The 11,911-nt window shown below is 67.5% G+C and carries 8 protein-coding genes and 1 pseudogene; 5 read left to right on the top strand and 4 right to left on the bottom strand.

Annotated elements, in window-relative coordinates; genetic code table 11:
* Positions 1-84 precede the first annotated feature (84 nt).
* The 4 genes and pseudogenes from AAHM41_RS35390 to AAHM41_RS35380 form a co-directional block, all read right to left on the bottom strand.
* Positions 85-1,647, bottom strand: coding sequence for a calcium-binding protein (locus tag AAHM41_RS35390; RefSeq protein WP_342241333.1), 1,563 nt, complete (start codon positions 1,645-1,647; stop codon positions 85-87).
* A gap of 117 nt (positions 1,648-1,764) precedes the next feature.
* Positions 1,765-2,463, bottom strand: a pseudogene (locus AAHM41_RS40775) (calcium-binding protein); the annotation flags it as partial.
* Positions 2,464-2,754: 291 nt separating this feature from the next.
* Entirely contained in the window at positions 2,755-3,648 is an 894-nt protein-coding gene (locus tag AAHM41_RS35385; RefSeq protein WP_342241332.1) for an NAD-dependent epimerase/dehydratase family protein, read from the bottom strand.
* A 3-nt stretch (positions 3,649-3,651) separates the two neighbouring features.
* Positions 3,652-4,380 (bottom strand): FadR/GntR family transcriptional regulator, encoded by a 729-nt coding sequence (locus AAHM41_RS35380; RefSeq protein WP_342241331.1) that lies wholly within the window; start codon positions 4,378-4,380, stop codon positions 3,652-3,654.
* Positions 4,381-4,647: 267 nt separating this feature from the next.
* Here AAHM41_RS35380 and AAHM41_RS35375 point away from each other — a divergent pair, with 267 nt between their 5' ends.
* The 5 genes from AAHM41_RS35375 to AAHM41_RS35355 all read left to right on the top strand — a co-directional run bounded on the left by AAHM41_RS35375 (position 4,648) and on the right by AAHM41_RS35355 (position 11,755).
* Positions 4,648-6,597, top strand: a complete 1,950-nt coding sequence (locus tag AAHM41_RS35375; RefSeq protein WP_342241330.1) for an ABC transporter substrate-binding protein — start codon at positions 4,648-4,650, stop codon at positions 6,595-6,597.
* Between the two features lie 62 nt (positions 6,598-6,659).
* Entirely contained in the window at positions 6,660-7,646 is a 987-nt protein-coding gene (locus tag AAHM41_RS35370; protein WP_342241329.1) for an ABC transporter permease, read from the top strand.
* A gap of 8 nt (positions 7,647-7,654) precedes the next feature.
* Positions 7,655-8,779: an ABC transporter permease gene (locus tag AAHM41_RS35365; protein ID WP_342241328.1), complete on the top strand. Its 1,125-nt coding sequence runs from the start codon at positions 7,655-7,657 to the stop codon at positions 8,777-8,779.
* 16 nt (positions 8,780-8,795) lie between these two features.
* Positions 8,796-10,538: an ABC transporter ATP-binding protein gene (locus AAHM41_RS35360; protein ID WP_342241327.1), complete on the top strand. Its 1,743-nt coding sequence runs from the start codon at positions 8,796-8,798 to the stop codon at positions 10,536-10,538.
* Complete coding sequence (locus tag AAHM41_RS35355) at positions 10,535-11,755, top strand: mandelate racemase/muconate lactonizing enzyme family protein (protein WP_342241326.1); 1,221 nt, start codon at positions 10,535-10,537, stop codon at positions 11,753-11,755. The genes AAHM41_RS35360 and AAHM41_RS35355 overlap by 4 nt, the downstream gene beginning before the upstream one ends.
* Positions 11,756-11,911: the final 156 nt, after the last annotated feature.

Here is an 11,911-nt window from a genome sequence, read left to right as displayed (position 1 = left end):
CCCCCCCCCCCCCCCCCCCCCCCCCCCCCCCCCCCCCCCCCCCCCCCGGCGGTGGCTGGTTTCGGCCGACCGGCCGAAGCCGGCCTACAGCACGAAGTCCTTGGCCACGAGGGCGATCTCGCCGGTCAGGGCGATCCTGAAATCGGCACTGCCGTTGCCGTCGAGGTCGCCTTCGACCGTCGTGCCGAACTTGCCGTCCGCGGTGAAGCGCAGTTCCCCCGCCTTGCCGCTGAACCCGGCCGTGCCGATGAAGCTGAAGGCGTCGTTGGCCGAGGTGCCGCTCTTCGCGTCGATCGCAGAGAGGTCGATCTTGTCCTTCTGCCCGTGGTTGAAGTCCGCGATCGTGTCGGTGGTGCGTATATTGGTGTCGGACGCGGCGGTGAATTTGAATATGTCGGCGCCCTTGCCCCCGATCAGCATGTCCGCGCCGGCGCCGCCGTTCAGCAGGTCGTCGCCCCTGTTGCCGTCGAGAGTGTCGGTGCCGCCGCCGCCTTGGAGGTTGTTGTCGTCCCGGTTGCCGGACAGCGTATCGTCATGACCGCTGCCGACCACCGTCTCGATGGCGGTCAGCGTGTCGCCCTCGGCCCAGCCGCCGGAGGCGGTGCCGGCGTCCTGGCCGTTGGCGAGGCCGACGGCGACGGACGCGTCGCTGTAGGTGTAGTCGGCGATGTCGACCCCGAGGCCGCCGTCCAGCGTGTCGGAGCCGACGCTGCCGAACAGCGTGTCGGCCCCCCCGTTGCCGGCCAGTACGTCGTCGCCGTCGCCGCCCAGAACCGCATCGTTGCCGCTGCCGCCCTTGAGTTCGTCGTTGCCATCGCCGCCTTCGAGGGTGTCGTTGCCGGCCCAGCCTTTCAGGTGGTCGTCGCCGCCGACACCGCGCAGGACATTGGCGCCGCGGTCTCCCGAGATGATGTCGCCGAGCGCCATGCCGGTGACGTTCTCGATCGAGATCAGGGTGTCGGTCGAGACCGTCTCGGTCCCGGACTTCACCAGCGCCTCGCCGGCCCGGCCGTACAGCAGCGTCACCTCGACCGAGTGGGCGGTGCTGGTGAACACCGCGGTATCGGCGCCGTCGCCGCCGTCGAGCGTGTCGCCGCCGCCGGTCGCGCCCTGGAGGATGTCGTCGCCGGCGCCTCCGGCCAGGACGTTGGCGCCGCCGTTGCCCTGGATCGTGTCGGCGCGGGCGGTGCCGTTGACGTTCTCGATCGACAGTAGGGTCATGGTGACGGAGGGGCCGTCCGGCGTGGTGATCACCGCCGTACCGTCGCCGCTGTCGGCAAGGACCACCGAGACCCGGCCGGTCTCGGTCGTGAACGAGACGGTGTCGACGTCCTCGCCGCCGTCCAGCCTGTCGGCGCCGGTGCCGGAGGCCACAAGGGTGTCGTTGCCGTAATAGCCGTTCAGAAAGTCATACGAGGCGTCGTTGCCCCCGTTCAGCGTGTCGTTCCCGTCGTCGCCGAAGAGCGTATCGCTGCCACCTCCGCCGTCGATCCTGTCGTTGCCGGTGCTGGCCTCCAGGAAATTGTCGCCGGCCGATCCGATCAGGAAGTCGTCGCGGGCGCTTCCGATCACATACTCGATGCTGTCCAGGCTGTCGCCATCGGCATCGCCACCGCTTCCGGCCCCGGTCTCGAGGTTGACGTTCACCGCGCCGCCGGACGTGCTGTAGTTCGCCGTATCGATTCCTTCATGTCCCTTCAGGATATCGGGCCCCGTCCCTCCGACCAGGGAATCCCCTCCCGCACCTCCATTGAGCTCGTCGGCTCCGTCATCGCCCCATAGTGCGTCGTCACCCTCGCCTCCATCCAGGGAATCGGCCCCGCCTGAACCGATCAGGACATCATTGTCGTCGCCACCTCTGAGATCGTCAGATCCTCCGTAACCCATGAGCCTGTCGTTCCCGCCGCCGCCGAACAAATAGTCGCTCCTGGCCGCACCGCTCAGCGCATTGTCGGTATCGGACCCATTGATCTTGAACAGGCCGCCGGATGATCTGCTGCAGTCTACATTCTCCACATCGTCGGAGAGAATGTCTCCGTCGGTCCAAACACCACCTTCGATGTCGCCTCCCAGGGTTATTATGATGGTAACGTCTTTGTCGTAATTGGAGCTGGCTGAAATCATATAGATATCAATGCCGGATCCCCCGGATATTATATCTTCTCCGTACCCGTTTGAAATTGTATCGTTCCCTTCCCCTCCGTCTACGGTGTTTTCGTCATCGTGTGTATCGGTGCGCTGTGCTGATTCTTCGCCAAGTACTATTCTGTCGTCTCCGGTTCCTCCGAATAAATAATCATCTCCGCCGCCTCCGACAATATAGTCATCGCCGTTTCCTCCATATATCCAATCAGTCTCATAGAGGCCGTAGATCGTATCATCGCCATCATATCCATATATTTCATCATATTCTGGGGTTCCGATGAGGTGGTCCGCCTGATCTGTTCCAAATATATCAGACATTGTCTCAATCCTTTTGCAGAATCATCGTTGCATTATTTATTGGCATACGATGATATGGATCATCATCCGTCGTCTTTGTTTCGTCAATCTGCGTTTGGGTTGGAAATTAAATAACAACTTTAGAATATGAAACTTCGATATCCTGTCTTCCTGCCTATGGCTTCTGGGAGCTTCAGCCGCCAAAAGGGACGGCAATGCCGGGTGTCCACACGACGGATGGCCGTCTGCGATCAGGCGTCCCGGAACCGACGCGCGGCAAGGTGGCCGCCGGCTTCGGCAGGGAGGGGCGGATCAGCTCCGGTTCCGCCAGACGCGGCGGCGGCGCACGACCCCGTCATGGCCCTGCGCGCTGAACCAGCCACCCTGGAAGTGGTCGGTCACCTGCGGCAGATCCGACGGCTTGTTCTGGAAGGCCTCGGGCGCGGCGAAGTCGACGGTGCGGTCCTGCGGCCGATAGCCCAGCGCGGTGGCGACCGAATTGTCCCACCAGGCCGCGTCATTGGCCGAGGCGCCGTAGACGGTGGTGCAGTCGATCTCGGGATGCTCCAGGCCGATCAGCACCAGCTGGGCCAGGTCGCGCGGGCTGATCCAGACCGCCAGGCCGCGGACGTCGAACGGCCGCTCGCCGGCATTGCCGATGCGGATCGCCAGGGTGCGGATGCCGGCCTTCTCGAAATAGACGCCCGCCTCCAGCTCGCCCCAGCATTTGCTCAACCCGTACAGCCCGTCCGGCCGCATCTGGTCCTCGACCCCGACATGGGCGTCGCGCGGGTAGAAGCCGGTGACATGGTTGCTCGACGCCTGCACGACGCGGTCGATGCCGCTGCGCACCGCCGCCTCGTAGACATTGTGGGTGCCCAGCACATTGACCCGCAGGATGTCCTCGGCCGCGCGCTCGTTCGGATAGCCGGCGAAATGGACGATGGCGTCGGCGCCCTCGACCGCCGCGGTCAGCGCCGCCAGGTCGGTGATGTCGGCCGGCACCCAGCTCTCATGCTCCGCCAGCGGGCCGGGATCGACGATGTCGAGGATGCGCACCGCGCCGATGCGGCCGGCCAGCGCGCGGCGCAGGATCCGGCCGACATTGCCGGCGCCGCCGGTCAGCACGATCGACTTGGCGGAGGAGGTCGGCGCAACACCGTGGGCGCCGGCGGGGCCGCTGCCGGGCGGGACGGTTGAGGTCACGATTCAGACTCCTTCAAACATCCGCTGCCGGGCGTTGAGGATATGCCGGCGCATGGCTTCGGCCGCGGCCCCGGCGTCGCGCCGGTGGATCGCCTCGACGATCGCGACATGCTCGTCCTGCACCGCCCGGATCCGCTCCGGCGTGCGCATCCGGCTGAGATGGCGGGTGATGTTCATGCCGACGGCGATGTGCGAGGCCAGCGAGGACTGCACGGCGATGTGATACGGGTTGCGCGTCGCGCGGGCGATCGCCTCGTGGAAGCGCCGGTCCTCGTCGGCGCCGAGCTCGCCATTGCCGAGGCAGGCTTCCAGGGCCTCGAGCGCGTCCTCGATCTCCCGCAGATCCCCCGCCTCCCAGCGTTCGGCGGCAAGTGCCGCGGCGACGCCCTCGAGCCCGGCGCGGAACTCGAAGCAGCGCTGCACATCGGCGAGAGAGCGGACCTGGGCGAAACGCAGCACTTCGAGATCCGGCTGCCGCCGGACATAGGAGCCGGAGCCCTGGCGCGAGACCACCAGCCCGTCCTGCCGCAGCCGCCCCAGCGCCTCGCGCACCACCGGCCGCGACGCGCCGAAGCGCGCCGACAGCTCCGATTCCGAGGGCAGGCGGCTGTTCACGGCGAAATCGCCATGCGCGATCAGGGACACGATGCCGTCATAGACCACCTCGCTCAGCCGGGCCGGCGGTCCGCCGTCCTGCGGCAGAAGGCCGACATCGCCATCCGTGCCACTCATGCCCGCCATCCCCCCGCCGGCAAGTTGTCAAGATTGATCACGGCTGGTGACCTGCTTCGCCTTCATGCCGAATTGGTCCGCTGCCGCGGCTCACCGGTCTTTACGCTGTTTGCGCTGCAGCAATTCTGGGCGACAGAAAACGTCTGGAACAAGGCCATTCCGGTTGTGATTTGTCAATATTTGTAATATGACCGAAACGGCAAAGGAAGCGGGTCGGCACGCACGGCGAAGCCGGATCCGACGCAGCACACAGGGGAGGGTCCCAGGATGGACGACAAGCTCAGCGCCTCGCCGCACGTGTTCGCCCGACGCATGGCCCTGAAGGGTCTCGCCGGGGTGGCGGCGCTGCCGCTGGCCGTGCGCCTCGCTCATGCGCAGGCCGCCAAGGAAGCGCCCGACCTGGCGCAGCTGGTGAAGGACGGCAAGCTGCCGCCGTTGGCCGACCGCCTGCCGGCCAACCCGCTGGTGGTGCAGCCGCTGACCAAGGTCGGCACCTATGGCGGCACGCTGCATCGCGGCCTGCGCGGCTCGTCCGACCACAACGGCATCCTGCGCATGGTCGGCAACCAGGGCCTGGTGCGCTGGAACCTCGAATTCACCAAGGCCCTGCCCAACCTGGCGGAGAGCTGGGAGATCAACGCCGACGCCACCGAGTTCGTGTTCCATCTGCGCAAGGGCACGAAATGGTCGGACGGCCAGCCCTTCACCGCGGACGACATCGTCTTCTCGATCGAGGACTGTGCCAAGAATTCCGAGCTCTACGGCTCCGTCCCCTCGCAGCTCGCCATCGCCGGCAAGCCGGTGGTCGTGACCAAGGTCGACGACGCCACGGTCAAGTTCACCTTCGCCGCACCCTATGCGACCTATCTGGAGACGCTGGCGACCCCGCTGGGCCAGCACCCGACGCTGTACGCCAAGCACTACGCCAGCCAGTTCCATCCCAAGTACAACGACAAGGTCGACGAGCTGGTGACGCAGGCCAAGCTGTCGAAGTGGACCGATCTGTTCCGGGCTAAGAACGGTGACATCGAGATCCCGCAGCGCTGGGGCAATCCGGAGAAGCCGACCCTCGACCCCTGGGTGATCGCCGAGCCCTATGTCGGCGGCGCCACCCGCGTGGTGATGAAGCGCAACCCGTATTTCTGGCAGGTCGACACCGAGGGCAACCAGCTGCCCTATGTCGACGAGCTGTATTTCGGCATCTCGCAGGACGTTGAATCGCTGCTGCTCGATGCCATCTCCGGCAAGCTCGACATCCAGGAACGGCACGTCAGCGCGCTCCAGAACAAGCCGACGCTGTCGCAGAACCGGGAGAAGGGCGGGTACCGGCTGATCGAGCTCGAACCCTCGGCGGCGCAGGCCTGCCAGATCTACCTGAACATCTGCCACAAGGACCCGAAGCTGCGGGCCTTCTTCAGCCAGAAGGAGGTTCGCCAGGCGTTGTCCCTCGGCATCGACCGGCAGGAGATCATCGAGCTGGTCTATTTCGGCCAGACTGAGCCGTACCAGACCGGGCCGCGGCCGAGCCATCCCTGGTACCATGAGAAGCTCGGCCGGCAGTTCACCGAGTTCGATGCCGACCAGTCGAACGCCATCCTGGACAGGCTCGGCTACAAGGCCGGCGGCGACGGCTTCCGCCTGCATCCCGACGGCAGCAAGGTCTTCTTCGCCATCGACGTCATCCCGACCCTCAACCCCGACCTGGTCGACGTGCTCGAGCTGGTGAAGCGGCACTGGGCGGCGATCGGCATCGACATCAAGGTCAACACCATCGAGCGTGCGCTGTATTACACCCGCGGCGACAGCAACGACCATGACGCCGCGGTGTGGCCGGGCTCGGGCGGGCTCGACCCGATGTTCGACCCGCGCGACTTCTTCGCCCAGCATCCGCAGGGCTCGCGCTACGCCATTCCCTGGACGCTGTGGTACGTCTCGAACGGCCAGTCGGGCGAGGAGCCGCCGGAGAGCCAGAAGCAGCGGATGAAGCTGTTCGACCAGGCGCGCGGCACCGCCGATCTGGACAAGCGCGGCGCGATCATGAAGCAGCTGTTCGACCTGACCGCCGAGGCCTTCGAGACGGTCGGAATCTGCCTCGCCGCCAACACCTTCGGCGTGGTCAAGACCAACCTGATCAACGCGCCGGAGAAGGAGCCGGATTCCTGGACCTGGCCGAATCCCGGCCCGGCCATGCCGCAGCAGTTCTTCTTCTCGAGCTGACGCGTCAGCTCGAGAAGTCGGCTTCCTCCGTCGCTCAGCGCCCGTTTCGAGGAGAGCCCCGGATGCTCCGCTTCATCGCCAAGCGCCTGCTGTGGATGGTGCCCGCGCTCTTCGCGGTCAGCTTCCTCGCCTTTGTCCTGATCCAGCTGCCGCCCGGCGACTTCGTGACCAGCTATGTCGCGACGCTGGCCGCCTCGAACGAGATCGTCGACCAGAACGCGGCGGCGGCGCTGCGCGAGCGCTTCGGCCTCAACGACCCGATGCTGCTGCAATATGCCAAGTGGATCGGCGGCATCATCACCCGCGGCGATTTCGGCCTGTCCTTCGAATGGCAGCAGCCGGTCAGCGACCTGATCTGGGAGCGCATGGCGCTGACCCTGGTGCTGACCCTGGCCACCCTGATCGCGACCTGGGCGATCGCGCTGCCGATCGGGGTCTATTCCGCGGTGCGCAAATACTCGATCGGCGACAGCATCGTTACGATCATCACCTTCGCCGGGCTGGCCATCCCGTCCTTCCTGCTGGCGCTGGTGCTGATGTATGTCGCCGCCATCGAGTTCGGGCAGGACGTCAGCGGCCTGTTCTCGCCGGAATTCGAGAAGGCGCCCTGGAGCGTCGCCAAGACGTGGAACCTGCTGCAGCACCTGTGGATCCCGGTGCTGATCCTGGCGGTCTCGGGCACGGCCAGCCTGATCCGGGTGATGCGGGCGAACATGCTGGACGAGATCCACAAGCCCTACGTCACCACGGCCCGCGCCAAGGGCCTGTCCGAGTTCCGGCTGCTGCTGAAATACCCGGTGCGGGTCGCCCTCAACCCGTTCATCTCCACCCTCGCCTGGCTGCTGCCGAACCTGGTCTCCGGCTCGATCGTGGTGGCGATCGTGCTGAACCTGCCGACGGCGGCGCCACTGCTGCTGCAGTCGCTGATGGCGCAGGACATGTATCTCGCCGGCGCCTTCGTGCTCTTGATCTGCGCGCTGACGCTGATCGGGTCGCTGATCAGCGACATCCTGCTGGCGCTGGTCGACCCGCGCATCCGCCTCGAATAGGGGGCTCCATGACCGACCTCGCGACCGTCGCCCCCGCCGGCCAGCTCGCCGTCGCCTCCCAGTGGCAGCTGATCTGGTGGGCCTTCCGCCGCCACCGGCTGGCCATGGCCTCGCTGGTGATCGTGGTGATCCTCTATGTGATCGCGGCCGTGCCCGGCCTGTTCGCGATCAACGACCCCAGCCAGCAGAACGCCCGCGCCGCTTTCCACCCGCCGCAGGCGATCCATCTGTTCGACCGGGCCGAGGATGGAAGCCTGCAATTCGGCCTCTACTTCCACCCCCACAAGCTGACCCGCGACCCGGAGACGCTCGCCGCCGTGTACAAGGAGGACCCGGCGCGCAAGGTCGCGGTCTCGCTGTTCGGCCGCGGCTACGCGTATTCGTTCCTCGGCCTGTTCACCACCGACCTGCATCTCCTCGCCTCGGCCGACCCGAAGCAGCCGCTGTTCCTGTTCGGCACCGACCGGCTGGGCCGCTGCGTCTGGAGCCGGATCATGCAGGGCGCCCAGATCTCGCTGTCGGTCGGTCTGGTCGGCGTGTTCCTGTCGCTGGCCATCGGCCTCGTCCTCGGCGGCATCTCCGGCTATTACGGCGGCAAGCCGGACTTCGTGATCCAGCGGGTGATCGAATTCGTGCTGGCGCTGCCGACGATCCCGATCTGGCTGGCCATGGCCGCCGCCCTGCCGCAGGACTGGCCGGCGATCACTCAGTATTTCATGATCACGGTGATCCTCTCGCTGACCGGCTGGGCCCAGCTGGCCCGCGTCGTGCGGGGCCGCTTCCTGTCGCTGCGGACCGAGGAGTTCGTCACCGCCGCCCGGCTCGACGGCTGCAGCGAGGGGCGGATCATCTTCCGGCACATGATGCCGAGCTTCCTCAGCCACATCATCGCCTCGGTGACGCTGGCGATCCCGGCCATGATCCTGGCCGAGACGGCTTTGTCCTTCCTCGGCCTCGGGCTGCAGCCGCCGACCATCTCCTGGGGCGTGCTGCTGCGCGAGGCGCAGAACATCCGCTCGATCGCCACGGCCCCCTGGCTGTTCGCGCCCGGCGCCTTCGTCGTGGTCGCGGTGATGGCGCTCAACCTGCTCGGCGACGGCCTGCGCGACGCGGCCGACCCGTACAACAAGTGACGGCGAAGAGGCCCCGATGACGAACCCTCCGGCCGCCCCCGTGCCGTTCCCCGGACGCCCGAAGCCGGTCCTGGCGGTGCGCGACCTGGTGACCCATTTCCCCACCCGCGCCGGGCTGGTCAAGGCGGTCGACGGCGTGTCCTTCGCGGTCGAGCGCGGCCGCACCCTCTGCGTCGTCGGCGAGAGCGGCTCGGGCAAGAGCGTCACCGCGCGCTCGATCCTGCAGATCGTCGACGCGCCGGGGCGCATCGTCTCCGGCGAGATGGTGCTGAACCGCACCGACGGCAGCAGTGTCGACCTGGCCAAGCTGCACCCGCGCAGCCGGGCGATCCGCCGGGTGCGCGGCCGCGAGATCGCGATGATCTTCCAGGAGCCGATGTCGTCGCTGTCGCCGATCCACACGGTCGGCGACCAGATCATGGAGGTGCTGCGCCTGCATCTCGGCATGAGCAAGGCCGCGGCGCGGGCGCGGACGATCGAGCTGTTGAAGCAGGTCGAGATCCCGCGGCCGGAGCGGGCGATCGACCGCTACACCTTCGAGTTCTCCGGCGGCATGCGCCAGCGCGCCATGATCGCCATGGCGCTGGTCTGCAACCCGCAGCTGCTGATCGCGGACGAGCCGACCACGGCGCTGGACGTCACCACCCAGGCCGAGATCCTCGACCTGATCAAGCGGCTGCAGGCCGAATTCGGCATGGCGGTGCTGTTCATCACCCATGACATGGGCGTGGTGGCCGAGATCGCCGATGACGTGCTGGTGATGTACCAGGGCCGGGTGATGGAGCACGGCTCCGTCGACCGCATCTTCCACGCGCCGGAGGACCCTTACACGAAGATGCTGATCGGCTCGGTCCTCAAGCTCGAGGACAAGGCCGAGATCCGCCTCCGGCGCCCCGCTTTGCCGGCCGACCGCCCGCCGGTGGTCGAGGTCGAGGGGCTGAGGATGCAGTTCGGCGCCGGCAGCGCCGCCTTCGCCGCCGTCGACGACGTGTCGCTGCAGGTGCGGGCAGGGGAGACGCTCGGCATCGTCGGCGAATCCGGCTCCGGCAAGACCACCATGGGGCGCTGCCTGCTGCGGGTCTACGACCCGACCGGCGGCGCCATCCGCTACCGCCGGGCCGACGGCGCCGTCGTCGACCTGGCCAAGGCCGACAAGCCGACGCTGTCGGCGTGCCGACGCGAGATCCGGATGATCTTCCAGGACCCGGTCTCCTCGCTCAACCCGCGCATGACGGTGGCCCAGGTGATCGGCGAGCCGCTGCTGGTCAACGGCATCGCCAAGGGCAAGGACCTCGACGAGCGCGTCGCCGGGCTGATGCGCCAGGTCGGCCTCGACCCCGCCTGGCGCGAGCGCTATCCGCACGCCTTCTCCGGCGGCCAGCGCCAGCGCATCGGCATCGCCCGGGCCATCGCGCTGAACCCCCGCGTCATCGTCGCCGACGAGGCGACCTCGGCGCTCGACGTCTCGCTGCGTTTCCAGGTGCTGGACCTGCTGCTGAAGCTGCAGGACGAGCTCGACCTCGCCTACATCTTCATCAGCCACGACATCGGCGTGATCCGCTACATGTGCGACCGCGTCGGCGTGATGTATCGCGGCCGGCTGGTCGAGATCGGGCAGGCCGACGAGGTCTGCGAGGCGCCGACCCACGACTACACAAGGGCGCTGATCTCCGCCGTGCCGCGGCCCGATCCGCGCCGCCGCAGCATCCACAACCGCATCCGGTACACCGAATCCTCCGAGCGGAGCCTGGCGCTATGAAGATCATCGACATCCGGACCTTCCTGATGCAGGCCGGCCCGCCGGACCCCGACAAATGGGCGACGGACGGCCGGTCCGGCGACACAGCGATCGCGGAGGGCAAGCTCGGCGGCTTCCGCAACTGGCTGTTCGTCAAGGTCTATACCGATGCCGGCATCGTCGGCATCGGCGAATGCTCCGGCTGGCCGCGGGTGATCGAGACCGCGGTGCAGGACCTCAAGGCCCTGCTGATCGGCGAGGACCCGACGCATATCGAGCGGCTGTGGCAGAAGATGCAGGTCGCGACGATGGGGCACGGCATGCTCGGGACGGTCGGCGCCGGCGCCATGACCGGCATCGACGTCGCGCTGTGGGACATCAAGGGCAAGGCGCTCGGCGTGCCGGTGTGGAACCTGCTCGGCGGCAAGATGCGCGACCGGGTGCCGATCTACTCCCACGCCAACACGGCCGAGGCGGCGCTGGCGGTGAAGAGCCATGGCATCCGGATGATCAAATGCGGCGGCGTCGCCGACCCGGTGCGCAAGGTGGCGGCGTTGCGCGAGGCGGTGGGCGACGAGGTCGACATCGCCATCGACCTGCACGGCCCGCCCTGGCTGACCCCGGCCGATGCCGCCCGGCTGGCGCGCGCACTCGAACCCTACAACCTGTTGTGGATCGAGGACCCGATCGCGCCGGACAACCTGGACGGCTACAGGCGCATCCGCGACGCCGCCCATGTGCCGCTGGCGGCGGGCGAGCGCATGGCGACGATCTTCGGCGAGCGCGAGCTGATCGAGCGCGACCTGGTCGACATCATCCAGCCGGACACCGGCCGGGCGGGCGGCCTGACCCAGATGCGGAAGATCGCGGCGATGGCGGAGGCGCACCACATCATGATGGCGCCGCATTCCGGCTCGCTCGGCCCCGTCGCCGAATATGCGGCGCTGCATCTGCTGGCCGCGATCCCGAACGCGCTGATCCTGGAACGGCTGGACGCCGACTGGCCGGGCCGGGCCCGGACGGTGGTGCCGCATCCGGTGCAGGAAGGCGGCTCGATCGCCGTGCCCGACGCGCCGGGCCTCGGCTGCGACATCGACGAGGACTTCGTCGCGCGCTTTCCCAGCGAGCGCAACGTCGCCGTGCCCGGCTCCGACCGGTCCTACGCGCCGGGCACCCACCAGGAGCACGTCTATGTCCAGACACGGCTCCGGCGGGCGCCGTACTTCAGCGGGCGGTGAGGCGGCGCGGCTGTTTGGATCGAAGCAAATGGATGGGCCGGGGCCACCCCCTCACCCGAGATCACACATCGGCGGAGTGAGCTTTTTTAAGTCCCCCCTCCCCGGGGGGGGGGGGGGGGGGGGGGGGGGGGGGGGGGGGGGGGGGGGGGGGGGGGG

The sequence above is a fragment of the Inquilinus sp. OTU3971 genome, assembly GCF_038440215.1.
This window is presented reverse-complemented; position numbering and strand designations above follow the sequence as displayed.

Bases quoted from the DNA above. Each gene is read 5' to 3' on its own strand.
- AAHM41_RS35380 (WP_342241331.1), bottom strand. From the start codon at position 4,380: ATGAGTGGCACGGATGGCGATGTCGGCCTTCTGCCGCAGGACGGCGGA.
- AAHM41_RS35375 (WP_342241330.1), top strand. From the start codon at position 4,648: ATGGACGACAAGCTCAGCGCCTCGCCGCACGTGTTCGCCCGACGCATG.
- AAHM41_RS35370 (WP_342241329.1), top strand. From the start codon at position 6,660: ATGCTCCGCTTCATCGCCAAGCGCCTGCTGTGGATGGTGCCCGCGCTC.
- AAHM41_RS35365 (WP_342241328.1), top strand. From the start codon at position 7,655: ATGACCGACCTCGCGACCGTCGCCCCCGCCGGCCAGCTCGCCGTCGCC.
- AAHM41_RS35360 (WP_342241327.1), top strand. From the start codon at position 8,796: ATGACGAACCCTCCGGCCGCCCCCGTGCCGTTCCCCGGACGCCCGAAG.
- AAHM41_RS35355 (WP_342241326.1), top strand. From the start codon at position 10,535: ATGAAGATCATCGACATCCGGACCTTCCTGATGCAGGCCGGCCCGCCG.